Source organism: Roseomonas sp. FDAARGOS_362 (genome assembly GCF_002754815.1).
Classification (GTDB): domain Bacteria; phylum Pseudomonadota; class Alphaproteobacteria; order Acetobacterales; family Acetobacteraceae; genus Roseomonas; species Roseomonas mucosa.
Genome location: NZ_CP024588.1, coordinates 736838 through 760996 on the forward strand (window position 1 = coordinate 736838; position 24159 = coordinate 760996).

A 24159-nucleotide genomic window follows, 5' to 3' on the forward strand; every position below is an offset into this window, starting at 1 on the left:
TTTCTGCATCATCAACGGGTTGCGCGGCTGACTTCAGCTATCGGCTGAAGCATCAGATCGAATTTTCGTCACGTTTCCGCAATACGGATGACATTTTCCCGTGATCCGGCGCCTGTTTTCCTCTCGCGGAGACCGGGGCGTCCCGTGTTAGGCTCGCCGCAAGGAAAATAACGCTTCTCCGGCCAAGCGACCGGTCCAGGCGGGGGGAGGTCCGGGAGTGGCATGCATTGTGCTGGCTCATGGCGAGGTTCCAACAGGCATGGCGTCCGCCGTTCCTGCACGGAGCCTTTTCCACATGGCCGCTCTCCCGGGCGCCGCTTAGGAGATTCGCTTTCGATGCATCGACGTTCGTTCCTGAGGACTGGCGCCGGATTAGGCATCGTTGCCGCGACGGCGGGCCTTTCCGCCCCCGCGCTGGCGCAGGGTGCGGCCGCGAAGACCCTGCGCTTCGTTCCCCAGGCAAACCTTGCCAATTTCGATCCGATCTGGGGCACCCAGTATGTGGTGCGCAACGCCGCCACCCTGGTCTGGGACACGCTCTATGGCGTGGACAGCAAGCTGCAGCCGCAGCGGCAGATGGCGGAAAGCGAGGAGGTCTCCTCCGACGGGCTGGTCTGGACCTTCCGCCTGCGCGACGGGCTGACGTTCCACGACGGCACGCCGGTGCTGGCGAAGGATGTGGTGGCCAGCCTGAACCGCTGGGCGGTGCGCGACCCGATGGGGCAGATGATCCGGGCGCAGCAGAACGAGCTGGTGGCGGTGGACGACCGCACCATCCGCTGGTCGCTGAAGAAGCCCTATCCCAAGATGCTGCTCGCCCTGGGCAAGGTGAACGCACCCTGCTCCTTCATCATGCCGGAGCGGATCGCGAAGACCGACCCCTTCGAGCAGATCAAGGAATACGTCGGCTCCGGCCCCTACCGCTTCATGCGGGAGGAATGGGTGCCGGGCGCCAGGGCGGTCTTCGCGAAGTTCGCCGACTACAGGCCGCGGCAGGAGCCGGGCTCCTGGCTGGCGGGCGGCAAGCAGGCCCTGGTCGACCGGATCGAGTGGATCGTCATGCCCGACGCGGCGACGGCCTCCAGCGCCTTGCAGAACGGCGAGATCGACTGGTGGGAAAGCCCGATCAGCGACCTGATCCCGATGCTGAAGGCCAACCGCAACGTCATGGTCGATATCGCCGATCCGCTCGGCAACATCGGCAACTTCCGGTTCAACCACACCCAGCCGCCCTTTGACGACGTGAAGGTGCGCCATGCGGTGATGATGGCGATGAACCAGGAGGACTACATGAAGGCGATCGTCGGCGACGACGACAGCCTGTGGAAGCCGATGGCCGGCTACTTCACCCCCGGCACGCCGCTCTACACCGAGGCGGGCGGCGAGATCCTGAAGATGCGCAACATCGAGGCGGCGCGGAAGCTGCTCGCCTCCTCCTCCTATGACGGCCGCCCCGTCACCTGCATCGTGGCGCAGGACCAGCCGATCACCAAGGCGCAGGGCGACGTCACCGCCGACCTGCTGCAACGCATCGGCTTCAAGCTCGACTTCGTGGCGACGGACTGGGGCACGGTGGGTGCCCGCCGCGCGGTGAAGGGGCCGCCGGGCCAGGGCGGCTGGAACATGTTCCACACCTGGCATGCCGGCGGAGACTGCATCAACCCGGCCGCCTATACGCCGATCCGCGCCAATGGCGACGCTGCCTGGTTCGGCTGGCCGAAGTCGGATGCGGTCGAGGCGGCGCGCGACGCGTGGTTCGCCGCGCCGGATTTCGCGGCCGAGAAGGCGGCCATCGACAAGCTCAACATCGCGGCGGTGGAGGCGGGCCTCTACGCCCCCACCGGGTTCTTCCTGTCCTACCAGGCATGGCGGCGGAACGTTTCCGGCGTGGTGCAGGCGCCGTTCCCTGTCTTCTGGGGCGTTTCCAAGGCATAAGGGTCCATGTTCTCGTATATCCTCCGTCGAATCGTGGCGACGATCCCCGTGATGGTGATCGTCGCGCTCTTCGTCTTCTCGCTGCTCTACTTCGCGCCGGGCGATCCGGCCGCGGTGATCGCCGGCGACCAGGCGACGCCTGCCGATGTGGAGCGCATCCGTGCCACGCTCGGCCTGGACCGCCCTTTCCTGGTGCGCTTCGGCGAATGGGCCTGGCACATCATCCAGGGTGACCTCGGCACCTCGATCTTCACCAACCTGCCGGTCAGCACGATGATCGCGCAGCGCATCGAGCCGACGCTGTCGCTGATGGTGCTGACGCTGCTGATCGCCATCACCATCGCCGTGCCGATGGGCGTGGTCGCGGCCTGGAAGGCAGGGTCCTGGATCGACCGCTTCGTGATGGGCTTCGCGGTGCTGGGCTTCTCGGTGCCGACCTTCGTGGTGGGCTACCTGCTCGCCTACTTCTTCGCGCTGCGCCTGGATTGGGTGCCGGTGCAGGGCTACACGCCGCTGTCCCAGGGCATCGGCCCCTGGTTCGCCAACCTGATCCTGCCGTCCCTGGCGCTGGGCAGCGCCTATATCGCGCTGATCGCCCGCATCACCCGCGCCACGATGATGGAGGTGCTGCAGCAGGACTACGTCCGCACCGCCCGCGCCAAGGGCGTCGGCCAGACGGGCATCCTGTTCCTGCACGCGCTGAAGAACGCCGCCGTGCCCATCGTGACGGTGATCGGCCTGGGCATCGCCCTGCTGATCGGCGGCGCGGTGATCACCGAGAGCGTCTTCGCCATACCCGGCCTCGGCCGCCTGACGGTGGATGCGATCCTGCGCCGCGACTACCCGATCATCCAGGGCGTCGTGCTGCTCTTCTCCTTCACCTACGTGCTGGTCAATCTCTGCATCGACCTGCTCTACACCCTGTTCGATCCGAGGATCCGCTATTGAGCACCTCCGTCCTCGAGCCGCGGAGCACCGCGGCCGCGCCGCCGATGCCGGACGTCATGCCGGTCGCCAAGGTCCGCAAGGGCGCGATCGGCTTCATCCGGCGCTACCCGACCATCGCCCTGGGCGGCTTCCTGCTCGCCCTGCTGGTCTTCGTCGCCGTCTTCGCCCCCTATCTCTGGACGGTGGACCCGACCGCCCTGGCTCCGGCGCGCCGCACGCGCGAGCCCTCGGCCATGTACTGGTTCGGCACCGACATGCTGGGGCGCGACGTCTATTCGCGCGTGCTCTACGGCACCCGCGTCTCGCTGATCGTGGGCTTCGCGACGGCCTTCTTCGCCTCGGTGATCGGCCTGGCCATCGGCCTCTTCGCCGGCTTCGTGCGCTGGGCGGACAGCATCATCATGCGGGTGATGGACGGGCTGATGTCCATCCCCTCGATCCTGCTGGCCATCGCGCTGATGGCGCTCAGCCGCGGCTCGGTCGGCAACGTGGTGCTGGCCATCACCATCGCCGAGATCCCGCGCGTCTCGCGCCTCGTGCGCGGCGTGGTGCTTTCGCTGCGCGAGCAGCCCTATGTGGACGCGGCCGTCGCTTCGGGCACCCGCACGCCGGTGATCATCTGGCGCCACATCCTGCCCAACACCATCGCGCCCATGACCGTGCAGGCGACCTATATCTGCGCCGCCGCCATGCTGATCGAGGCGAGCCTGTCCTTTATCGGCGCCGGCACGCCGCCGATCATCCCGTCCTGGGGCAACATCATGGCCGAGGGCCGCGCCCTCTGGCAGGTGAAGCCCTATATCGTCTTCTTCCCGGCCCTGTTCCTGTCCATCTCCGTGCTGGCGGTGAACCTGCTGGGCGACGGCCTGCGCGACGCGCTCGACCCGCGCGCGGCCAAGAGGATCTGACCTGACATGGCCCTGCTCGAAGTCGAGAACCTCCAGACCCATTTCCGCACCCCCGACGGCGGCGTGAACCGCGCCGTCGACGGGCTGAGCTTCCACGTCAATGCCGGCGAGACGGTGGCGATCGTGGGCGAGTCCGGCTGCGGCAAGTCGGTCACCTCCATGTCCATCCTGCGGCTCATCCCCGAGCCGCCGGGCCGGATCGCCGGCTCCGTCCGCTTCGAGGGCAAGGACCTGCTGAAGCTCCAGGACCACGAGATGCGCGCCATCCGTGGCAACGAGATCAGCATGATCTTCCAGGAGCCGATGACCTCGTTGAACCCGGTGCTGACCATCGGCAAGCAGATCGGCGAAAGCCTGCGCCTGCACCAGGGCATGAACCGCAGGCAGGCGGAGGCGCGCGCCATCGAGATGCTGAAGCTGGTCGGCATCCCGGCGCCGGAGCGGCGGGTGAAGGAGTACCCGCACCAGCTCTCCGGCGGCATGCGCCAGCGCGTCATGATCGCCATGGCGCTGGCCTGCAATCCGAAGCTGCTGATCGCCGACGAGCCGACCACCGCGCTCGACGTGACCATCCAGGCGCAGATCCTCGACCTGATGCGCGACCTGAAGCACCGGGTCGGCGCGGCCATCGTGCTGATCACCCATGACCTGGGCGTGGTGGCCGAGGTCGCGGAGCGGGTGATCGTCATGTATGCCGGCCGCAAGGTGGAGGAGGCGGAGGTGGGCGAGCTGTTCCGCGCGCCCAAGCATCCCTACACCCAGGGCCTGCTCGGCGCCGTGCCGAAGCTCGGCTCCTCCCTGACGGGCGAGACGGAGCGGCTGGCCGAGATCCCCGGCCTGGTGCCCAGCCTGAAGCAGAAGATCCAGGGCTGCGTCTTCGCCGGCCGCTGCTCCTACGCCACGGATTTCTGCCGCAAGGTGGCCCCGGCGCTGGAGCTGAAGGCGCCCGGCCATCTCGCGGCCTGCCACTATGCGGAGAAGGAGGCGCTCGCGGCATGAGCGGCACGCCGGTCCTGGAGGTCATCGACCTCAAGAAGCACTATCCCATCCGCGGCGGCCTGCTTGGCGGGGTGAAGGGCTATGTCTATGCCGTGGACGGTGTCTCCTTCTCGGTGAACCGGGGCGAGACACTTTCCGTCGTAGGCGAATCCGGCTGCGGCAAGTCCACCGTCGGCAAGGCCATCCTGCGTCTCTTCGACATCACCGAGGGGCAGGTGGTCCTGGATGGACAGCGCATCGACGACATGCCGCTCGGCACGCTGCGGAAGATGCGGCGGCGGATGCAGGTGGTCTTCCAGGACCCCTTCTCCTCGCTGAACCCGCGCATGCGGGTGCGCGACATCCTGGCCGAGCCGATCCGCAACTTCGGCATGGCCAAGAGCGGCGACGACCTGGAGAAGCGGCTCTACAGGCTGATGGACACGGTCCGCCTGCCGCGCGACGCCATCAACCGCTGGCCGCACGAATTCTCCGGCGGGCAACGGCAGCGAATCGGCATCGCCCGCGCCCTGGCGGCGGAACCCGACCTCATCATCTGCGACGAGGCGGTCTCGGCCCTGGACGTGTCGGTGAAGGCGCAGATCGTGAACCTGCTGCAGGACCTGCAGAAGGAGCTCGGCCTGGCGCTGCTCTTCATCAGCCACGACCTCGCCATCGTCGAGCACATGACGCACCGCGTGGCGGTCATGTACCTGGGCAAGATGGTGGAGGTGGCGCCGCGCCGGCAGCTCTTCGCCGCGCCGAAGCACCCCTATACGGAGGCGCTGCTTTCCGCCGTGCCGGTGCCGGAACCGGGTGCCGGGCGCAAGCGCATCGTGCTGAAGGGCGACGTGCCGAGCCCGATCAACCCGCCCTCCGGCTGCCGCTTCCACACGCGCTGCCCCTATGTCTTCGACCGCTGCCGCACCGACGAGCCGCGGCTGAAGCCGACGGAGAGCGGGCATTTCGCGGCCTGCCACCTGCACGACCTGCCGGAGGAGCAGAACCCGCTGGCCCGCAACGTGCCGGCCTATGTCTGAAGCCTGACGCCGGGCCGGGGCCCCGCGGCTCCGGCGCGCGATGCGGCGGGGGGAGGGCCCGTGGCTCTTCCGCCCGTTTTCCGTTCCCGCCCCGCCATTCCCAGGCGGCGCGGGCCGGTGCGGCGCTCATCTGAGAATCGCTCTCAATCAATGCCCTGCTTGACGTGGGCCGCCAGGGGCCGGACTCTTGCCGGAAAGCCGGGATCTTCGCCGGCCATCGCCGATGGCGACTATCGATCCGACGCAGCAGGGATGGGGAGGGGTGCGATGCTTCAGGTGTCACTGAACGTGAACGGCACGGCGCATACGGTGGAGGTCGAGGGCCGCACCCTGCTGGTGGAGCTGCTGCGCGAGAAGCTGCGCCTGACCGGCACCCATGTCGGCTGCGACACCAGCCAGTGCGGCGCCTGCGTGGTGCATGTGGATGGCGAGAGCGTGAAGTCCTGCACCGTGCTGGCCGTGCAGGCGCAGGGCAGCGAGGTCACCACCATCGAGGGGCTGGCCGGGCCGGACGGCACGCTGCATCCGATGCAGGAGGCCTTCCGCGAGCATCACGCGCTCCAGTGCGGCTTCTGCACGCCGGGCATGGTGATGTCGGCCATCGACCTGGTGAAGCGCCATCCCGAGGGGCTGTCCGAGGCGGAGATCCGGCACGGGCTGGAGGGCAATCTCTGCCGCTGCACGGGCTATCATAACATCGTGGCGGCGATCGACGCGGCGCAGCAGGTGATGCACGGCCGCAAGCCGGCCCTTGCCCCGGCGGCCGAGTAAGGGGAGGGCACCATGTACGATTTCGCCTATCACAAGCCTTCCTCCCTCGCCGAAGCGGTGAAGCTCCTGGCCGATCCGGAGGCCAAGGCGCTCTCGGGCGGCCAGACCCTGCTGCCGGCGCTGAAGCACCGGCTGAACCGGCCTTCCTCGCTGGTGGACCTCACCGGCATCGCCGAGATGAAGGGCATCCGCCGGGAGGGCGACACGCTGGTCGTCGGCGCCCTGTCGCGCCATGCGGACATCCAGGACAGCGACGTGGTGCGGCAGGCGATTCCCGCCCTGGCGCGCATGGCGGGCCATCTGGGCGACACGCAGGTCCGCAACCGCGGCACCATCGGCGGCAGCCTGGCGAACAACGACCCGGCCGCCGACTATCCGGCCGCCGCCCTGGCGCTGGGCGCCCGCTTCGTGACCGACCGGCGGGAGATCGGGGCCGACGAGTTCTTCCAGGGCATGTTCACCACGGCGCTGGAGCCGGACGAGCTGGTCGTCGCCCTGCGCTTCCCGGTGCCGGAAAAGGCCGGCTACGCGAAGATGCGCAACCCGGCCTCGCGCTATGTGCTGACCGGAGTCTTCGTGGCGAAAGGACCGGCGGGGGTGCGCGTGGTGGTGAACGGCGCTGGCCCTGGCGTCTTCCGGCAGGCGGAGATGGAGGCGGCCCTGGCCGCGGGCTGGAGTCCGGAAGCGGTGGCGGGGATTCGCCAGCCGCCGGACGACCTGCTCAGCGACATCCACGGCGGAGCGGAGTACCGGGCGCATCTCGTCACGGTGATGGCCAGGCGGGCCGTGCTGGACGCCGGCTGAAGCCCTGCGCGGCCGCTTGCGGAAAGCCCCGGGAGACGGACCGCCGCACGAGACGCCGGGGAGCCGTCCGGCACCCTGGCTGGCGGCGGAGCATCCGCAGCGTAAAATTGCATGTCTTTACCCCGCGTTTTGTCGTTTCGGCTAGATTTCCGCATGAGTGCGTGCGACCATCATCGCACCGGTCCTGCATTCCGTCGGGCCGTGGAAGTTGCGTAGGCGAAAGAGACAGTGTTTCCCGACAACGACCCCCAGGGTGGCACCGGCGCCGTCGAGGCCGAGGTGAAGTGGTATAACGGGCGTAAAGGCTTCGGCTTTGTGCTTGGCCCCGATGGCCAGGACGTTTTCTTCCACGCATCGGCCCTGACCGAAGCTGGCATCGAGCCCCCCGAGACGGGCGACAAGCTGGTTTGCGAGATCGGCACGGACCGCCAGGGACGCCGCCTGGTGACCCGCATCACCGAGCTGAAGAAGGGCCCCGGCGGCCATGCCGGCGGCGGCTTCGGCGACCGTCCGCCCCGCCGTGACTTCGGCGACCGTCCGCCCCGCCGTGACTTCGGCGACCGTGGCGGCTTCGGCGGCGGCTTCGGCGACCGTGGCCCGCCGCGCGGCGGCTTCGGCGATCGCGGTGGCTTCGGCGACCGTCCGCCGCGCCGTGACTTCGGCGACCGTGGCGGCTTCGGCGGCGGCGGCGGCTTCGGCGACCGTGGCGGCCCGCCGCGTGGTAATTTCGGCGACCGTCCGCCGCCGCGCCGTGACTTCGGCCGCGACGAGGGTGGCCCGACCTACGCCGTCGGCGGCACCGTCAAGTGGTTCGACCAGGTGCGCGGCTTCGGCTTCGTGACGCCGGACGATGGTGGCCAGGACGTGTTCCTGCACTCCTCCGTGCTGCAGCGCGCCGGCGTCCAGGATGTCCAGCAGGGCCAGAAGGTCGCGCTGGAGGTCCGTGACGGGCAGCGTGGCCGTCAGGCGGTCGTGCTCAAGGACAACTGATTTCGTCCTTCTGGACGGAAAGACCCCCGGCGCCCGTGGTGCCGGGGGTTTTTTGCGTGCGGTTCCTTGCTCGGCCCGCCGCCTTCTTGTGGCACGCGACGGAAACCGGGATAATCCTCATCTGACATGTCAGTTGGAGAGGCAGCGCCATGACAGAATCCGCCCCGGACATGCCGAATGCCTCGCTGACCCGGCAGGCCATGGACCGGCTGCGCAGAGAGATCATCGACTGCCGCCTGCGCCCCGGCGAGACCCTGGCGGAAGGCAGCACGGCGCAGCGCCTCGGCCTCGGCAAGGCGCCGATCCGGGCCGCGCTGGCCCGACTGGCGGAGGAAGGGCTGGTCGAGGCCGTGCCACGTCGTGGCTGGGTGGTGTCGCTGGTGACCATCCGCGACATCCACGAGGTCTTCGACCTGCGCCTTCTGCTGGAGCCCGAGGCGGCGCGGCGCGCGGCCGGGCGCGTGACTTCGGGCGACACGGCCTTGGCCGAGGCAAGGCAACGCTCCATGGCGGCGGCGAGTCTCGTCGAGAGGCTGGAGACGCGGCACGATTTCCACCGGCGTGTCGCGGATCTCTCCGGAAACGAGCGCCTGTCCCATCAGATCGGCCGCCTGCTGGACGAATCGCGCCGCATGATGCTGCTCCGACCGGGGCAGGCCGGTTCCGACACGCCGGTCGCCGAGAACCTCCTTCTGGCCGTGCTGGAAGGGCGCGCGGCCGATGCTGCCCGCGCCATGCACGAGGCGGTCTGGACCTTCCGCACCGGCGTGCTTTCCGCCCTGACCGCGCCGGAGGCCGGCACCGTCCTGTAGCGGGCGGCCCTCGGAGACGGTGCTGCCGCGCAGGTTGATGCGATGGAATTTCGGTGCCAGACATGGGCTGAAATGCAACTTTCGGTGGCATCTTTCCTGACAAGGGAGTTTGCTGGGGGCGCTCCTCACATCTCTCGGGGGCGCTTCATCGGGCAGCGCGAGGTCTTCACAACCTGCGATGGCCGGCCGCCTTCCCGATGTGGGGGGAAACGCCGATGAATCGCTGCGCCTGGCAGGACCGGAACGGGACCTCCCGTTCCGCGGCATTCCTGCTGGCAGGGAGCCTGGCGTTGGCGCTGGCCATCGCGGCCGGCACCTTCCTCCTCCTGCGGGATCTGCGCGAGCGCACCCTCGTCGCCGGGACGCAGGATCTGGAGCGCCTGGCCCTGGCGCTGTCGGATCAGGCGGACCGGGCCTTCCAGTCGATCGAACTGATCAACCTGAGCATCACCGATGGCCTGCGGGAGCGCGGCGTGGAGAATGTGGATGACCTCGCGCGTGCCAGTGTCGCGCCGGAGCTGAGGCGGCGCCTCAAGGACTGGGTCGCCGGCCTCCCGCAGATCGAGACCATCGGTGTCTATGACCGCTCGGGCCGTGCCGTCCTGGGCGTGGGGGGAGCGGACCAGCCGCGGCCGCCCCTGTCGCGGGACTGGATCGCCAGCATGCTGTCCTTGGAGGAGGAGGACCGCATCATCGGCGATCCGCCCGGGACCCCGGAGGGGATGCGCCGGCGGATCTGGATCGGCCGCCGCATCCTCGGTGCCCAGGGGGATCTCCTGGGCTTCGTGCTGGTGGCCATGCCGTTCAGCTATTTCGAGAGCTTCTACGCCAAGCTGGCCACATTGCCTGGCATGGCCATCACCCTGATCCATCTGGACGGCCTGGTGCTCTCGCGCTTCCCGCCGCTGGATGCAAGGGCGGACAGCATCGTGAGGGCACGGATAGGGCAGGCGCCGGAACCCGGTGAGACCAGGACGCTGCGCGAGCAGACCGGCATGGACGGAATGTCGCGCGTCATTGTCCTGCGCTCCCTGGAACTCAACCCCCTGGTCATCGCCGTCAGCCGCACGCGCGACGCCCTGCTCGAAGGATGGCGGCGGCAGCGATGGCTTCTCCTCGGCTCGGCGCTGCTGCTGGAGGCCGGCGTACTCGGCATGACGCTGCTGGGGCGGCGGCAACTGCTCAACCAGAGCCGCATCGCCCGGGCCCAGGCGGCGGAGAGCCGCGCGGAGCTGGAGCTGTTGCGGGAGCGCGAGCAGGCGGAGCACGAGCGCGTCCTCCAGGCGATGCGCTTCGGCGTCGCCCTGGACAATCTCGTGCAGGGCATCTGCATGCTGGATGCATCCCGCATCCTGCAGGTGGCCAACCAGCGCCTCCTGGCGATCCTGGGCCTGCAGGACGGCACTGCCCCCATCGGGCATCCGGTGTCCAGCCTCCTTGCCGCCGTCCTGGCCGGTGGCGCCCTGACCCGGCAGGATCTCCGGAATCTCCGCTCGCATCTCCGGAAGGACCCGCAGCCGGGCGGGCCGGCGGAGGGCAGGGCGGTTCGCCGCGGCCGCTGGGCCTTCTCCTGGGAGCTGGAGGATGGCCGCTTCCTGTCGGTCAACCTGCGCCAGATGCCTGATGGCGGCTGGATCGCCACGCTGGAGGACGTGACCGCCCGGCGTTCCGCCGAGGCGCGGATCGCCCATATGGCGCGCCACGACGCGCTCACCGACCTGCCGAACCGCAGCCTTTTCGGCGAGCGCCTGAGCGCCGCCGTGGCACGGGCCGGGCGCGGCGAGGGCTGCGCGCTGCTGTATCTGGACCTCGACCATTTCAAGGAGATCAACGACACGCTGGGCCATCCCACCGGGGACGCGGTGCTGCGGGAGGCCACGGCGAGGCTGCGGCGCTGCGTGCGCAGCATCGACACGGTGGCACGGCTCGGCGGCGACGAGTTCGCCGTGCTGCAGACGGGGCTGGAGCGTGCGGAGGATGCCGCCACCCTGGCGGAGCGCCTGATCGCGGAGCTGAGCCTGCCCTGCCGCCTGGGCGGGGAAACCCTGCGCGTGGGGGTCAGCCTGGGCATCGCGGTGCTCCTGCCCGGCGAGGAGGAGGGCGAGGACGCGCTGATGCGCAAGGCCGACCTCGCCCTCTACCAGGCGAAGGCGGAGGGGCGCGGGCGCTTCCGTTTCTTCGAGCCGGAGATGGAGAGGGCCATGCAGTCCCGGCGGCAGCTCGAAGCCGATCTGCACCATGCCCTGGCGCGGCAGGAGTTCGAGCTGTTCTACCAGCCGATCCTGCGCCTCTGCACAGGCGAGGCGGTCGGCTTCGAGGCGCTGATCCGCTGGCGCCATCCGCATCGCGGGCTGGTCTCTCCGGCGGAGTTCATGCCCTTCGTCGAACAGAGCGAGCTGATGGTGCCGATCGGCGCCTGGGTGCTGGAGGAAGCCTGCCGCCAGGCCGCGACCTGGCCCGCGCACCTGAAGATCGCGGTGAACCTGTCGGCCACCCAGTTCGCCGCCGGGGAGGTGCTGGTGCAGCAGATCCTCGGCGCCCTGGAACGGTCGGGCCTGCGGCCGGACCGGCTGGAGCTGGAAGTGACCGAGACAGTGCTGCTGGAGGATACGCAGGACACGCTGTCCGCCCTGCACCAGATCCGCCGGCATGGCGTGCGGATCGCGCTGGACGATTTCGGCACGGGCTATTCCTCGCTGAGCTACCTGCGGAAATTCCCCTTCGACAAGGTGAAGATCGACCAGTCCTTCGTCCGCGACATGGGTGGGCGCGAGGACTGTGCAGCCATCGTGCGCGCGGTGACCAGCCTCGGCGCCAGCCTGGGCATGATCACCCTGGCGGAAGGGGTGGAAACCCCGGAGCAGCACGAGATGCTGCTGCGCCAGGGCTGCGAGGAAGGTCAGGGCTATCTGTTCAGCCCGCCCCGCCCGGCCGGCGAGATCAAGGCCTTCCTGGAAAAGACCCCCTGGGCAAGCGCCGGTCCCCAGGTCTGACCCCCGCTCACACGGCGGGGCAGAGGCCCGCGAAGCCGCCCTTCTGGATCAGGCGCGAGACGGCGGCGATGTCGGGCGCCATCTGGCGGTCCCGCTCCCAGGGCTCGGCCACGCCGCGCACCAGGGCATGCGCCCGCTCCAGCGCCGGCGAGGATTGCAGCGGCCGGTGGAACTCCACCGCCTGGGCGCCGCAGAGCAGCTCGATGGCCAGGATGTCGGTCAGGTTCCGCGCCATCTGCGCCAGGCGCAGCCCGGCTCCGGTGGCCATGCTGACATGGTCCTCCTGGTTGGCGCTGGTGGGCAGGCTGTCCACGCTGCGCGGCGTGGCCAGGGCGCGGTTCTCCGCCACCAGCGCCGCCGCCGTCACCTGGGCGATCATGAAGCCGGAATTCAGCCCGCCCTCCCTCACCAGGAAGGCCGGCAGGCCGGAAAGCACCGGATCGACCAGCAGAGCGATGCGCCGCTCCGCCAGGGCGCCGATCTCGGCCAGCACCAGGGCGAGGTGGTCGGCGGCGAAGGCCACCGGCTCGGCATGGAAGTTGCCGCCGGACAGGACGTCGCCATCCTCCGTCACCAGTGGGTTGTCGGTGACGGCATTGGCCTCCCGCGCCAGTACCTTCGCCACGTGCTCCAGCGTGTCGAGGCAGGCGCCCATCACCTGGGGCTGGCAGCGCAGGGAATAGGGGTCCTGCACCCGCGGGTCGTTGTCGCGGTGGCTGTCGCGGACGGCGCTGCCGGCCATCAGCGCGCACAGGATCGCGGCGCTGCGGATCTGCCCCTCCTGGCCGCGCAGCGCATGGATGCGCGGGTCGAAGGGCGTGTCGGAGCCGCGCGCCCCCTCGGTGCTGAGCGCGCCGGAGACCAGCGCCGTCCGCCAGAGATCCTCGGCCGCGAAATGGCCGGCGAGCGCCAGGGCGGTGGAGACCTGCGTGCCGTTGAGCAGCGCCAGCCCCTCCTTGGGGCCCAGGGCCAGCGGCTTCAGCCCCAGCCGCTTCAGCGCCACGGCGCCGGGCACGGTGGCGCCGAGCTCCATGGCCTGTCCCTCGCCGATCAGCACCAGGGACAGGTGGGCGAGAGGGGCGAGATCGCCCGAGGCGCCGACCGAGCCGCGCGCCGGGATCACCGGCAGGACGTTGCCGTTCAGCAGGGCCAGCAGCGCCTCCACCGTGGAGGGCTGCGCCGCCGATGCGCCGCGCGCCAGGGAGAGCGCCTTCAGCGCCAGCACCAGCCGCACCACCGCGTCCGGCAGCGGCTCGCCCACCCCCGCCGCGTGGCTGCGGATCAGGTTGAGCTGGAGCTGCACGAGATCGGGATCGCTGATCCGCGTGCTGGCGAGCTTCCCGAAGCCGGTGTTCACGCCATACATCGTGTCCCCCGCCGCCAGCCGCGCGGCGAGCGCGTCGCAGGAGGCGCGCATCGGTCCCTCCCAGCCGGGGGGGAGTTCCAGCGCCTCGCCCGCCATGACGGCGCGCAGCGCGTCGAGCGGTGCCTGTCCCGGCGTGATCATGGCTGGCCTCCGGCGAGCATCGGGAGGTCGAGCCCCTGTTCCCGGGCGCAGTCGATGGCGATCTCGTAGCCCGCATCGGCATGGCGCATCACGCCGGTGGCGGGGTCGTTCCACAGCACCCGCCGCAGCCGCCGTTCCGCCTCCGGCGTGCCGTCCGCCACGATCACCATCCCCGCATGTTGCGAATAGCCCATGCCGACTCCCCCTCCATGATGCAGGGAGACCCATGTGGCGCCGGAGGCGGTGTTGAGAAGGGCGTTCAGCAGCGGCCAGTCGGACACCGTGCCGGACCCGTCGCGCATCGCCTCGGTCTCCCGGTTCGGGGAGGCGACGGAGCCGGAATCGAGATGGTCGCGGCCGATCACCACGGGGGCCTTCAGCTCACCCTTCGCCACCATATCGTTGAAGGCGAGGCCGAGCCGGTGCCGCTGCCCCAGCCCGACCCAGCAGATGCGCGCGGGCAGGCCCTGGAAGGCGATCCGCTCCCGCGCCATGTCGAGCCAGTTGTGCAGGTGCGCGTCGTCGGGGATCAGCTCCTTCACCTTGGCATCGGTGCGGTAGATGTCCTCCGGATCGCCGGACAGCGCCGCCCAGCGGAAAGGGCCGATTCCGCGGCAGAAGAGCGGGCGGATATAGGCGGGCACGAAGCCCGGGAAACCGAAGGCGCCTTCCAGCCCCTCGTCCTGCGCCATCTGGCGGATGTTGTTGCCGTAATCCATCACGACGGCGCCCAGGCGCTGGAAGTCCAGCATCGCCTGCACATGCGCGACCATGGATCGCTTTGCCGCGGCGGCCACGGATTGCAGGTCGCGCTCCCGCCCGCGCTCCCACTGGTCCAGCGTCCAGCCGGCGGGGAGGTAGCCGTTGGCCGGGTCGTGCGCCGAGGTCTGGTCGGTGACGATGTCCGGCACCACGCCGCGCCGCACCAGTTCCGGGAAGACCTCCGCCGCGTTGCCGAGCAGTCCGACGCTGATGGCGCGCTTCTCGTCGCGGGCCTTGCGGATCATCGCCAGCGCGGTGTCGAGATCGTCGGCCTTCTCGTCGAGGTAGCGGGTCTGCAATCGCTTCTCGATGCGGGAAGGCTGGCATTCCACCGCCAGCACGCAGGCCCCGGCGAAGACCCCGGCCAGGGGCTGCGCCCCGCCCATGCCGCCGAGCCCGGCGGTCAGGATCCAGCGTCCCGCGAGGCTGCCGCCGAAATGCTGCCGCCCGGCCTCGGCAAAGGTCTCGTAGGTGCCCTGCACGATGCCCTGGGAGCCGATATAGATCCAGGAACCGGCCGTCATCTGGCCGTACATCATCAGCCCCTTACGATCGAGCTCGGAGAAATGCTCCCAGTTCGCCCAGTGCGGCACGATGTTGGAATTGGCGATCAGCACGCGCGGCGCATCGGCATGGGTCTCGAAGACCCCGACCGGCTTGCCCGACTGCACCAGCAGGGTCTGTGTCCCGGTCAGCCGGCGCAGCGTCGCCACGATGGCCTCGTAACACTGCCAGTCCCGCGCGGCGCGGCCGATGCCGCCATAGACGACCAGTTCCTCCGGCCGCTCCGCCACCTCGTCGTCGAGGTTGTTCATCAGCATCCGCAGCGCGGCCTCGGTGGTCCAGTGGCGCGCGCTGATCTCCGGCCCGCGCGGGGCGCGGATGGCCGGGGCGTTGCGGAAGCGGTGGCTCTCGGCGGCGGAATCCGGCATGGGCGGGGGTCCCTTCGCGGCGTGGAAAGAGGGGGCAGGGCGGGCGGGGCCGCGGACGGGCCCCGGCGTCAGCCCTGGGCTGCGGCGAGGCGCTTGCGGTAGCCGAAGGCCTGGTCGAAGCGGTTCAGGATATGCTGCCCGGCGGTGACCGGCTCGTAGCGCGCCTCGCCTTCCGCGGCGCCCAGGGCGCGGGGATCGACCATGGCGCCGAAATCCGGGTCGTAGAAGGTGGCGATGGAGAAGCGTTCCCGCCCCGAGCGGTTGATCACCCGGTGCGGGGTGGAGGCGAAGCGGTCGTTGCTCCAGCGCCCGAGCAGGTCGCCCACATTCACCACCAGCGTGCCGGGCAGGGGCGGCGCGTCGATCCAGCCGCCGCTCTGCCGCTCCCGCACCTGGAGGCCGCCATTGCCATCCTGCCACAGCAGGGTCAGGCAGCCGAAATCCGTGTGTGGCGCCACGCCGAATTCGTCCTCGCCCGCGCCCTCGGACCGGGGCGGGTAGTAGATGGCCTGGGTCCGTTGCAGCGGCTTGCGGTAGGAGGCGGCGAAGAAATCCGGCGGCAGGCCGAGGCTCGCCGCCACGGCCGACAGCAGCGCCGCCCCGGCGAGGCCGATCTCGCGGAAATAGTCGGCGAAGGCCGGCTGCATGGCCGGCACGAAGGCGGGCCACTGGTTCGGCCCGCGCAGCGGCTCGCCCGCCCGCACCGCCGCGTCGCTTTCCGGCAGTTCCAGCCCGATGGAGAAGAACTCCTTCCGGTCGGTGTGCCTCGCGCCCTCCATCAGCGCCCCGCCCATGGCATGCCAGCCGCGGTGCAGCCGATTGGCGGCGACCTGGCGCTTGGTGTCCTCCGGCAGGGCGAAGAAGGCGCGGGCGGCGTCCACCGCGGCGGCGATCACGCCCTCATGCACCCCGTGGCCACGGATGTAGAAGAAGCCCGGGCCGGTGCAGGCAGCGTGGATCTCCGCCGCCGCGCGTTCCAGCGCCCCCGGATGGCCCGCGCGCAGCCCGGCGATGTCGATGATGGGCAGGGTGGCCGGCGCGACGGAGGCGGACATGGGGATACCCTCGGAAAGCTTCCGGCGCAGAGCTTTACGAGGCGGGCAGGGCAGGTCAACCTGCATCCCGAAAGACGGCGGGAACGCCGCGGCACGGCTCGGTCTGGAATTCCCGGAGGTCTCCCCGCAAAGGAGCGCGCGTTCCCGCGTGCCCGCATGATGGAGGCCCGGCATGGAGATGAGGCATGACGGATCTTCCCACCCGGCCGTCCCCGGCTTTCGCCCGTGGGGTCGCCGCGATCGGGCGGCGCCCGCTGGCGCTGCTCGGCGCCGCGGCGGCCCTCACCCTGGCGGCGCCGCGCCTCGCCCGGGCGCAGGACGCGCTGGCCAAGGCGAAGAGCGCCGGCGTGCTGAATGTCGCCTCGGAATTCCACTTCGCCCCCTTCGACTTCACCGAGGGCGGCAAGCAGGTCGGGCTGAACGCCGATACCTTCGCCGAGATCGGCAAGGAGCTGGGCGTGAAGGTAGAGTTCCAGGACCTGCCCTGGGAATCCGTGCTGCCGGGGCTGGATGCCGGGAACTACGACATGGTGGCCGGCCCCGCGACCATCACCAGGGCCCGCTCCGAACGCTACCGCTTCACCGCCCCCGTGGCGGAGGCCACGGTCGCCTTCCTGAAGCGCGCCGGCGAGAAGGGGATCACCAAGCCCGAGGATGTGGCGGGCAAGGCGGTGGGCTCCGGCAAGGCGACCTCGCAGCTCGCCCAGACGCAGGAATTCGTGGGCAAGCTGCCCGGCAAGACGGAGGTGCGGGAATACGTCTCCTTCTCGGAGGCCTATGCCGACCTCGCCGCCGGGCGCATCGTCGCCGTGGGGAACTCCCTGCCCAACATCGCCTATACCGCCAAGCAGCGCCCGAACGTCTTCGCCGTGGTCCTGCCCACCTTCGGCGCCAAGAGCTATTTCGGCTTCCTTGGCCGCAAGGACGAGGCCAGCAAGCCGCTGCTCGACGCGGTGGACGCGGCGCTGGACAAGATGCGCGGCGACGGGCGGCTGGCGAAGATCCAGGAGAAGTGGTTCGGCCAGAGCTTCGACGTGCCGGCCCGCGTGACCGACCCCGCCGTCTGACCCGGACGGCCTGACAGCTTGGACGCCGCGTTCCTGGCGGAGGCCTGGCCCGCCCTGCTGCGCGGGGCGGGAAACACCATCCTGGTGTCCCTGGCCGGCATCGCCATCGGCTTCTCGCTCGGCGCGCTGATCGCCGCCGCCGCCACCGCCCGCTCGGCGGGGGCGCGTCTCTTCGCGCGTCTCTACGTCTCCTTCTTCCGCGGCGTGCCGCTGCTGGTGCAGCTCCTGCTCTCCTACTACGCGCTGCCCTTCCTGGGCCTGCACCTCTCGCCCTGGGTGGCGGCGGTGGGCACGCTCGGCCTCTGCTGCGCCGCCTATGCGGGGGAGATCCTGCGCGGCGGGCTTTCCACCGTGCCGAGGCCGGCGCTGGAGGCCGCGCTGCTCGCCGGGCTGACGCCGCGCCAGACCTTCCTGCGCATCCGCCTGCCCATCGCGCTGGCCGCCATGCGCCCCGCCCTGGTCGGAGAGGCGACGATGATCCTCAAGGCTTCCGCCCTGGTCTCGGTGGTGGGGATCTCGGAGATCACGCGCAACTCCCAGGCCATCGCCGCCAGCACCTTCATGCCGCTGGAATCCTATGCCCTGGCCGGGCTCTTCTACCTGGCGCTGAACCTCGTCCTGCTCGGCATCGGCTCGGCACGGAGGCGCGTCCCGTGAACGTCCTGCAGCAATCCTTCGTCGCGGCGCTGAACGGGCTGCCGCTGACGCTGCTGGTCTGGCTGGGCGGCGCGGCGCTGGGCCTCGTGCTCGGCCTGCTGGTCGCCTGCGGCCGGCATCTCGGCCCGCGCCCGCTGGGCTGGCTGCTGGCGGTGCTGGTCGAGGTGGTGCGCGGCACGCCCTTCCTGGTGCAGTCCTTCCTGCTCTACTACGGCGGTCCCTTCATCGGGCTGGACCTCTCGCCCGTCCTGGCCGGAATGCTGGCGCTGACCGTTTATGGCGGCGCCTACTATTCCGAGGTCTTCCGGGGCGGCTTCGTCGCCGTGCCGCCCGCCCAGATGGAGGCCGCGCGGCTGGCCGGGCTGAACGGTGCGCAATCCGTGCTGCGCGTGCTGCTGCCGGGCGCGGCGCTGGCGGCGCTGCCCGCCATCGTGAACCTGACCGTGATCCTGCTGAAGGAAACGGCCGTCCTGTCGATCATCACCGTGCCCGAGATCACCTTCCGCGTGACCGGCGTCGGCAGCGCCACCTTCGCCTATGCCCCGGCCATGGCGGTGCTGGCGGTCTTCTACTGGGCACTGGTGGAGATCATGGCCGTGGCCGGACGGCGTGCGGAACGCGTGACCGCGCGGCTCCTGGCGGCCTGAGGGAGAGGGGAATGAGCGAGCTCCTGCGCGTCGAGAACCTCCAGCGCCGGGTCGGCGACGTGGAGATCCTGCGCGACATCGACCTTTCCGTGGCCCGGGGCGAGGTGCTGGGCATCATCGGCCCCTCCGGCTCCGGCAAGTCCTCGCTGCTGCGCTGCATCGCCGGGCTCGACCCGCTGAGCGGGGGCCGCGTGACGGTGGAGGGCAGGCAGGCCCGCCCCGGCGACGGCGCCATTGGCATGGTTTTCCAGAACTTCGCCCTCTGGCCGCACCTTTCCGCCGAGGAGAACGTGGCCATGCCGCTGCGCGTGGCGCGGAAGATGCCGCGCGCCGAGGCGCGGGAGATCGCGCAGCGCATGCTGGCCCGGGTGGGGCTGACGCAGCAGGCCGGGCGCAAGCCCGCCACCCTGTCCGGCGGGCAGCAGCAGCGCGTGGCCATCGCCCGCACCCTGGCCTCGCGGCCGCGCCTCGTGCTCTTCGACGAACCGACGGCCAGCCTCGACCCGGAGCTGACCACCGAGGTGCTGGACGTGATCCGCGACCTCGCGAAGGACGGGCTGACCATGCTCGTGGTCAGCCACGAGATGGGCTTCATCGCCTCCGTCGCCACGCGCGCCCTGTTCATGGAGGCCGGGCGGGTGCTGGTGGACGGGCCGGCGCAGGAGGTCTTCACCCATCCGGCGGAAGAGCGGCTGCGGCGCTTCCTCGCCACCTATCTCGGCCGCGTCGCCTGGGCGGCGGGCTAGCCCCGAAGGAAAACAGGACATGTCTGCCACCGCCACCTTGCCGGAAGCCCTCGCGGCCCAGCTCGACGCATTGCGCGCGGATTACGACAGGGACGGCGCCGTCCGCGTCCGCGGCGCCTTCGGCCCGGAATGGCTGGCGATGCTGGACCGCGGCATCGAGCGCAACATGGAGGAGCCCGGGCCGATGGGGAAGCGCTACACCCCGGAGGGCAAGCCCGGCATGTTCTTCGCCGACTACTGCAACTGGCAGCGCATCCCGGAATACCGGGAATTCCTGTTCCATTCCCCGGCGGCGGAGATCGTCGGGCGGCTGATGGGCTCGCGCAAGGTGAACCTCTTCCACGAGCATGTGCTGGTGAAGGAACCGGGCACGCTGGAGCCGACGCCCTGGCACCACGACCAGCCCTACTGGACGGTGGACGGCTTCCAGGTCTGCTCGCTCTGGATGGCGCTGGAGCCGGTGCCGCGCGAGGCCGGGGTGGAGTACGTGGCCGGCTCGCACCGCTGGGGCCGCTGGTTCCGCCCGAAGCGCTTCGCCGACCAGAAGGACCATCCGACCGACGAGTTCGAGACCATGCCGGACATGGAGCAGGTGAAGCGGGAGAATCGCCTGCTCGGCTGGGACCTGGCGCCGGGCGACTGCGTGGTCTTCCAGGGCCTCACCCTGCACGGCGCGCCGGGCAATCACCTGCCGACGCGGCGCCGCGCCGTGTCATCGCGCTGGACGGGCGACGACGCGACCTATGTGCTGCGGAACGGCTTCATGTCGCCGCCGCCGCTGCCGGGCGCGCCGGAACCGGGCGGACCGATGGACAGCTCGGTCTTCCCGGTCGTCCGGCGCGCCTGAGCGCCATCGTGGGACCGGCCGCTGCGGCCGGTTCCGCGCGGACGGCCCCGGACGAGGACCGCCGGGCGGAGGCCATCAGGCGAAGGCGATGCCGTGGCCGGAGGTGCTGCCCGTCAGGTCCGCGGTCAGCATCTGGTGCTCCGCGCTTTCCGAGAAGGCGAGCAGCACCTCGGCGCGGCTGAGGACATGCGCGTCGAGATTCGCCGTCCAGTTCGCGAGCCCGCCCGCGTCCGGCGCCCGGTGCAGGGCGTTCTGGTAGAGCCGGGTGACGAAGCCGGCATTGTCCAGCCCGGCATAGCTCGCCTGGAATTCCGCGCTGCCCTCGAAGCCTCGTGCGACGCCGGCGAGCGCGAGGGCGCCGCTCTCGATGCGGTCCGCCCAGAACTGCAACCCGCCCGCATCCGGGTGGCGGCCGAAGGTGGCGTCGTAGAGGCGGGCGACCCGCATGGCGGTCTCGTCGGCATCCCAGATCCCCGCCTGCACCACCGGGGCGGTGCGGGCGATGTTCTCCTGGCTTTCCGAGAAGCTGACCAGGAGCTCCTCGCGCGACATGCCATGGGCGAGGTTGGTGATGTGGAAGGACAGCCCCTCGGCATCAGGCGCGCGGCCCAGGACATTGCTGTAGAGGCGGGTGACGAACCCCGTGTCGTCGAGGCTGCCGTAGCGCAAGGCGAATTCGCGGCTGTTCAGGAAGCCGGTGGCGATGCCGGCCAGGCTCTGCCCGCCGTCCAGCGCATCGATGAAGTGGTTCAGCCCGGCCGGGTCCGGCGAGCGCCCCAGCGCCGCGCCATAGAGGCGCATGACCTCCGCCGCCGGGTCGTGCAGGTCGAAGACCATGCGGCCATCGGCGAAGCGCACCTCCTCCACGTCGCGCAGCACGGCGGCCGCGCCGCCGGCCTGCAGCAGCAGGGTGCCGTCCGCCTGGATGGCGACCTCGCTGCCGCGAAGCCCGACGGCGCCCAGCACCAGCCTGTCGTGGCCGCCGCCGCCATCGACATGGTTCAGCGCATGGCCGTCCAGGCTCAGCCGGTCGTCGCCCGCGCCGCCCTGGACCATGTGCACGAGGCCGGGATCGCTGTCGCTCAGCCCGACCAGCGTGCCGCCACGGCCGTCGCCGGTAACCGTGACGAAATGGCCGGAGCGCAGGTCCTTCATCGACAGGACGGCGACCAGCTCGCCCGCCTGCGCCCCGCTGCCATAGAGGCTCGCCGTGCCATCGGCGTTGAGCATGCCGAAGCCGATGCTCTCGTTCATCAGGTCGATGCGGTTGCCGATGCCGAAGCCCGCGACGGAGGCATGGAAATCGCCCGCCTCCTCGATGCTCAGCGTGCCGGTCGCGCCCAGGAAGCGGATGCCGACATCCGTGCCCAGCGTGCCGATCCCCGCCGCCGCATTGTCCGCCACCCGGTCGCCCAGGCTGAGCTCCGCCCCGGCCTGGATCGCGAAGCCGCCCGTGCCGGTGAGGCTGGCGCTGTCGATCACCAGCGTCCCGCCCTGGGCGGTGATGGTGCCGTTGTTCACCACCGTCCCGCCGAGGCTGCCATGCCCGGCGAAGCTGCCCGTGGCACCGACGGTCAGCCCGGCGGAATCGAAATCGCCCCCGCCGAGCAGGATGCTGCCGTTGTCGGCAATGGTGTTGACCGAGTGGAAGTCGCGCCCGTTCAGCAGTTCCAGGCTGCCGGCGGTGCCGACCTGGGTCAGGCCATAGCGGTTGATCACCCCGTTATAGCCGTTCACCCCGATCTGGTCGTGGCCTTCGAGCGTGAAGCGGGCGCCCATGAAGAAGACATGCCCCGACATCTGGGAGTCGGGGCCGTCGAGGATGATGTGGCTGTCCGGATTCACGCCCGCGCCGGCCAGAAGCTGCCCATGATCGCGCACGATCAGCGTGCCCGCGCCCATGAAGGAGGTGGTGAGCACGTCAAGCGTGCTGCCGCTCCCGGCCTCCAGCACGCCGGTGTTGGTGAAGGTGCGTGCGGCCACGGAGAGCTGGTGGCCGGGGGCATCCGCCACGATCGTCCCGAGGTTCTCGATGGTGCCGTACAGGGCCGGGCCGCGGCTGAACTCGCGCCCGGCCCCCATGACGCCATAGCCATGGACCAGGCCCTCCACCTTGATGGAAGGATTCTGGGCGTAGCTCGGCACCATGATCGTCGAGCCCGCGTCCATGACGGGCGGGCCGAAATAGCCTCCGGCCAGAACGAGCTCACCCTGGGATGCGACGAGGGCCTGTCCGTTGTCCACTCTGACGGTGCCCGCAACCTCCATCCGTCCCGAGAGGTCGATGCTCTGTTCCGTCGCACCACTCCGGGCGACTTCCAGGGTCGAGGAGGCCGGAACCGACAGGCTCCCCGCATCCGAGACGGCCCCGACCAGCACCAGGCCGGTCACGACGAGCGCCTGGCCCGCTTCGACGACCAACCGGTCGTCCGTCGTCAGGGGGCCGGCCAAGGTGGGCCCTGTCGGAGTGAAGCTGCTCGTCGCCATAGCGATAACCCTCGTGGAGCAGTGGTTATCGGGAAAGAATCGGCACGCGACCAGATCGAAACCGAAAGAATGGCGGGAGAAACCTGATTTTTAACAACAACCTATGGTTGCATTTTGAAGGCCGGTCCGAGGTTCGCGGGGGCTGGAGGGGTCGGCATTCCGGATCGCCCGCCCTAGGATCGCGGCGGCACGACAAGGGTGGAGGACTTCCATGGAGTATCGCAGGCTCGGTCGCAGCGGCCTGAAGGTTTCGCCGCTCTGCCTCGGCACCATGATGTTCGGCGGCCCGGCGGAGGAGGATGTCGCCGGGCGCATCGTGGCCCGGGCGCGGGAGGCCGGGATCAACTTCATCGACACGGCGGATGTCTACAATGCCGGCCGCTCCGAGGAGATCACCGGCCGCCTGATCCATGGCGAGCGCGACTGGTGGGTGCTGGCCACCAAGCTCGCCAACCCGACGGGGCAGGGGCCCAACGACCGCGGCCTGTCGCGCCGCCACTGCATCCTGGCCGCCGAAGCCAGCCTGCGCCGCCTGGGCGTGGAGGCAATCGACATCCTCTACCTGCACAAGGAGGACCACGAGACGCCGCTGGAGGAGACGGTGCGCGCCATGGCGGATCTCGTGCGCGCCGGGAAGATCCGCCATTTCGGCGTTTCCAACTTCCGCTCCTGGCGGCTGGCGGAGATCTGCCGCCTTTGCGACGCGGCGGGCATCGACCGGCCCGTGGTCAGCCAGCCGCTCTACAACGCGCTGAATCGCATGGCGGAGGTGGAGCACCTGCCGGCCTGCGCCCATTTCGGCCTGGGCGTCGCCCCCTACAGCCCGTTGGCGCGGGGCGTGCTGACCGGCAAGTACCGCCCCGATGCGGTGCCGGAGGCGGGCACGCGGGCGGAACGCGCCGACAAGCGCCTGATGGAGACCGAATGGCGTCGCGAAAGCCTGGAGATCGCCCAGGAGATCGCGCGCCACGCCCAGGCGCGCGGCATCACCCCCGGCCAGTTCGCCATGGCCTGGCTGCTGCACAACCGCCTCGTCACCGCGCCCATCGCCGGGCCGCGCACCGAGGCGCAGTGGGAGGAGTATCTCGGCGCGCTGAACCACCGCTTCACGGCGGAGGACGAGGCGCTGGTGGACCGGCTGGTGCCGGCCGGGCACCCCTCCACCCCTGGCTACACCGACCCGGCCTATCCGGTGGAGGGACGCGTGACCGGCTGACCGGCCCGCGCGGCCCGGCGGCGGCTTGCGCCCGGGCGGCGCCGGGGCCAGCTAGGG

At 70.3% G+C, this 24159-nt stretch carries 20 protein-coding genes; 16 read left to right on the forward strand and 4 right to left on the reverse strand.

What is annotated here, in order from left to right; genetic code table 11:
• Positions 1 to 336: 336 nt before the first annotated feature.
• From CTJ15_RS08235 to CTJ15_RS08280, 10 genes are all read left to right on the forward strand, one after another.
• On the forward strand, positions 337 to 1935 hold the full coding sequence (locus CTJ15_RS08235; protein ID WP_075821350.1) for an ABC transporter substrate-binding protein: 1599 nt from the start codon (positions 337 to 339) through the stop codon (positions 1933 to 1935).
• A 6-nt stretch (positions 1936 to 1941) separates the two neighbouring features.
• Positions 1942 to 2883: an ABC transporter permease gene (locus CTJ15_RS08240; RefSeq protein ID WP_019460650.1), complete on the forward strand. Its 942-nt coding sequence runs from the start codon at positions 1942 to 1944 to the stop codon at positions 2881 to 2883.
• A gap of 44 nt (positions 2884 to 2927) precedes the next feature.
• A complete protein-coding gene (locus CTJ15_RS08245; protein ID WP_085977403.1) occupies positions 2928 to 3791 on the forward strand; it encodes an ABC transporter permease in 864 nt (287 codons plus the stop codon).
• 6 nt (positions 3792 to 3797) lie between these two features.
• Positions 3798 to 4790 (forward strand): ABC transporter ATP-binding protein, encoded by a 993-nt coding sequence (locus tag CTJ15_RS08250; protein WP_019460652.1) that lies wholly within the window; start codon positions 3798 to 3800, stop codon positions 4788 to 4790.
• Positions 4787 to 5809, forward strand: a complete 1023-nt coding sequence (locus tag CTJ15_RS08255) for an ABC transporter ATP-binding protein (protein ID WP_019460653.1) — start codon at positions 4787 to 4789, stop codon at positions 5807 to 5809. Before CTJ15_RS08250 ends, CTJ15_RS08255 begins: the two co-directional genes overlap by 4 nt.
• Before the next feature lie 267 nt (positions 5810 to 6076).
• Positions 6077 to 6580 carry a (2Fe-2S)-binding protein gene (locus CTJ15_RS08260; protein WP_075821351.1) on the forward strand — a complete coding sequence of 168 codons (504 nt, stop codon included), beginning with the start codon at positions 6077 to 6079 and terminating at the stop codon, positions 6578 to 6580.
• 12 nt (positions 6581 to 6592) lie between these two features.
• Positions 6593 to 7384 (forward strand): xanthine dehydrogenase family protein subunit M, encoded by a 792-nt coding sequence (locus tag CTJ15_RS08265; protein WP_019460655.1) that lies wholly within the window; start codon positions 6593 to 6595, stop codon positions 7382 to 7384.
• A gap of 228 nt (positions 7385 to 7612) precedes the next feature.
• Positions 7613 to 8374, forward strand: a complete 762-nt coding sequence (locus CTJ15_RS08270; protein ID WP_099781458.1) for a cold-shock protein — start codon at positions 7613 to 7615, stop codon at positions 8372 to 8374.
• A 149-nt stretch (positions 8375 to 8523) separates the two neighbouring features.
• Entirely contained in the window at positions 8524 to 9186 is a 663-nt protein-coding gene (locus CTJ15_RS08275; RefSeq protein WP_099781459.1) for a GntR family transcriptional regulator, read from the forward strand.
• A gap of 215 nt (positions 9187 to 9401) precedes the next feature.
• Positions 9402 to 12179 carry an EAL domain-containing protein gene (locus tag CTJ15_RS08280; RefSeq protein WP_075821354.1) on the forward strand — a complete coding sequence of 926 codons (2778 nt, stop codon included), beginning with the start codon at positions 9402 to 9404 and terminating at the stop codon, positions 12177 to 12179.
• A 7-nt stretch (positions 12180 to 12186) separates the two neighbouring features.
• Here the strand turns inward: CTJ15_RS08280 and hutH are convergent, their stop codons facing one another.
• From hutH to CTJ15_RS08295, 3 genes are all read right to left on the reverse strand, one after another.
• A complete protein-coding gene (hutH, locus tag CTJ15_RS08285) occupies positions 12187 to 13686 on the reverse strand; it encodes a histidine ammonia-lyase (RefSeq protein ID WP_099781460.1) in 1500 nt (499 codons plus the stop codon).
• Positions 13683 to 15380 (reverse strand): urocanate hydratase, encoded by a 1698-nt coding sequence (gene hutU, locus CTJ15_RS08290; RefSeq protein ID WP_075821356.1) that lies wholly within the window; start codon positions 15378 to 15380, stop codon positions 13683 to 13685. The genes hutH and hutU overlap by 4 nt, the downstream gene beginning before the upstream one ends.
• 68 nt (positions 15381 to 15448) lie before the next feature.
• Positions 15449 to 16435: an isopenicillin N synthase family oxygenase gene (locus CTJ15_RS08295; RefSeq protein WP_075822677.1), complete on the reverse strand. Its 987-nt coding sequence runs from the start codon at positions 16433 to 16435 to the stop codon at positions 15449 to 15451.
• Positions 16436 to 16620: 185 nt separating this feature from the next.
• On the opposite strand from CTJ15_RS08295, the gene CTJ15_RS08300 reads away from it, so the two are divergent.
• From CTJ15_RS08300 to CTJ15_RS08320, 5 genes are read left to right on the forward strand one after another with little or no spacing between them, the layout of a single operon-like run.
• A complete protein-coding gene (locus CTJ15_RS08300; protein ID WP_099781461.1) occupies positions 16621 to 17502 on the forward strand; it encodes a transporter substrate-binding domain-containing protein in 882 nt (293 codons plus the stop codon).
• Between the two features lie 18 nt (positions 17503 to 17520).
• Positions 17521 to 18159: an amino acid ABC transporter permease gene (locus CTJ15_RS08305; RefSeq protein ID WP_019460662.1), complete on the forward strand. Its 639-nt coding sequence runs from the start codon at positions 17521 to 17523 to the stop codon at positions 18157 to 18159.
• Positions 18156 to 18806, forward strand: a complete 651-nt coding sequence (locus CTJ15_RS08310; RefSeq protein ID WP_019460663.1) for an amino acid ABC transporter permease — start codon at positions 18156 to 18158, stop codon at positions 18804 to 18806. Before CTJ15_RS08305 ends, CTJ15_RS08310 begins: the two co-directional genes overlap by 4 nt.
• An 11-nt stretch (positions 18807 to 18817) precedes the next feature.
• Entirely contained in the window at positions 18818 to 19552 is a 735-nt protein-coding gene (locus CTJ15_RS08315; RefSeq protein WP_019460664.1) for an amino acid ABC transporter ATP-binding protein, read from the forward strand.
• A 19-nt stretch (positions 19553 to 19571) separates the two neighbouring features.
• The gene (locus CTJ15_RS08320) at positions 19572 to 20399 is read left to right on the forward strand and encodes a phytanoyl-CoA dioxygenase family protein (protein WP_075822678.1); all 828 of its coding nucleotides are present in this window, start codon (positions 19572 to 19574) and stop codon (positions 20397 to 20399) included.
• Positions 20400 to 20474: 75 nt separating this feature from the next.
• Here CTJ15_RS08320 and CTJ15_RS08325 read toward each other — a convergent pair whose 3' ends face one another.
• The gene (locus tag CTJ15_RS08325) at positions 20475 to 22820 is read right to left on the reverse strand and encodes a DUF4214 domain-containing protein (RefSeq protein WP_075822679.1); all 2346 of its coding nucleotides are present in this window, start codon (positions 22818 to 22820) and stop codon (positions 20475 to 20477) included.
• 277 nt (positions 22821 to 23097) lie between these two features.
• Here CTJ15_RS08325 and CTJ15_RS08330 point away from each other — a divergent pair, with 277 nt between their 5' ends.
• On the forward strand, positions 23098 to 24102 hold the full coding sequence (locus tag CTJ15_RS08330) for an aldo/keto reductase (protein WP_099781462.1): 1005 nt from the start codon (positions 23098 to 23100) through the stop codon (positions 24100 to 24102).
• The last annotated feature ends 57 nt before the right edge of the window (positions 24103 to 24159 follow it).

Excerpts from the sequence above, each read along its gene's own strand:
- CTJ15_RS08275 (WP_099781459.1), top strand. The coding sequence starts at position 8,524 with ATGACAGAATCCGCCCCGGACATGCCGAATGCCTCGCTGACCCGGCAG.
- CTJ15_RS08315 (WP_019460664.1), top strand. The coding sequence starts at position 18,818 with ATGAGCGAGCTCCTGCGCGTCGAGAACCTCCAGCGCCGGGTCGGCGAC.
- CTJ15_RS08265 (WP_019460655.1), top strand. The coding sequence starts at position 6,593 with ATGTACGATTTCGCCTATCACAAGCCTTCCTCCCTCGCCGAAGCGGTG.
- CTJ15_RS08295 (WP_075822677.1), bottom strand. The coding sequence starts at position 16,435 with ATGTCCGCCTCCGTCGCGCCGGCCACCCTGCCCATCATCGACATCGCC.
- CTJ15_RS08245 (WP_085977403.1), top strand. The coding sequence starts at position 2,928 with ATGCCGGACGTCATGCCGGTCGCCAAGGTCCGCAAGGGCGCGATCGGC.
- CTJ15_RS08235 (WP_075821350.1), top strand. The coding sequence starts at position 337 with ATGCATCGACGTTCGTTCCTGAGGACTGGCGCCGGATTAGGCATCGTT.
- CTJ15_RS08240 (WP_019460650.1), top strand. The coding sequence starts at position 1,942 with ATGTTCTCGTATATCCTCCGTCGAATCGTGGCGACGATCCCCGTGATG.
- CTJ15_RS08280 (WP_075821354.1), top strand. The coding sequence starts at position 9,402 with ATGAATCGCTGCGCCTGGCAGGACCGGAACGGGACCTCCCGTTCCGCG.
- CTJ15_RS08250 (WP_019460652.1), top strand. The coding sequence starts at position 3,798 with ATGGCCCTGCTCGAAGTCGAGAACCTCCAGACCCATTTCCGCACCCCC.
- CTJ15_RS08330 (WP_099781462.1), top strand. The coding sequence starts at position 23,098 with ATGGAGTATCGCAGGCTCGGTCGCAGCGGCCTGAAGGTTTCGCCGCTC.
- CTJ15_RS08300 (WP_099781461.1), top strand. The coding sequence starts at position 16,621 with ATGACGGATCTTCCCACCCGGCCGTCCCCGGCTTTCGCCCGTGGGGTC.
- hutU (WP_075821356.1), bottom strand. The coding sequence starts at position 15,380 with ATGCCGGATTCCGCCGCCGAGAGCCACCGCTTCCGCAACGCCCCGGCC.
- hutH (WP_099781460.1), bottom strand. The coding sequence starts at position 13,686 with ATGATCACGCCGGGACAGGCACCGCTCGACGCGCTGCGCGCCGTCATG.
- CTJ15_RS08260 (WP_075821351.1), top strand. The coding sequence starts at position 6,077 with ATGCTTCAGGTGTCACTGAACGTGAACGGCACGGCGCATACGGTGGAG.
- CTJ15_RS08255 (WP_019460653.1), top strand. The coding sequence starts at position 4,787 with ATGAGCGGCACGCCGGTCCTGGAGGTCATCGACCTCAAGAAGCACTAT.
- CTJ15_RS08320 (WP_075822678.1), top strand. The coding sequence starts at position 19,572 with ATGTCTGCCACCGCCACCTTGCCGGAAGCCCTCGCGGCCCAGCTCGAC.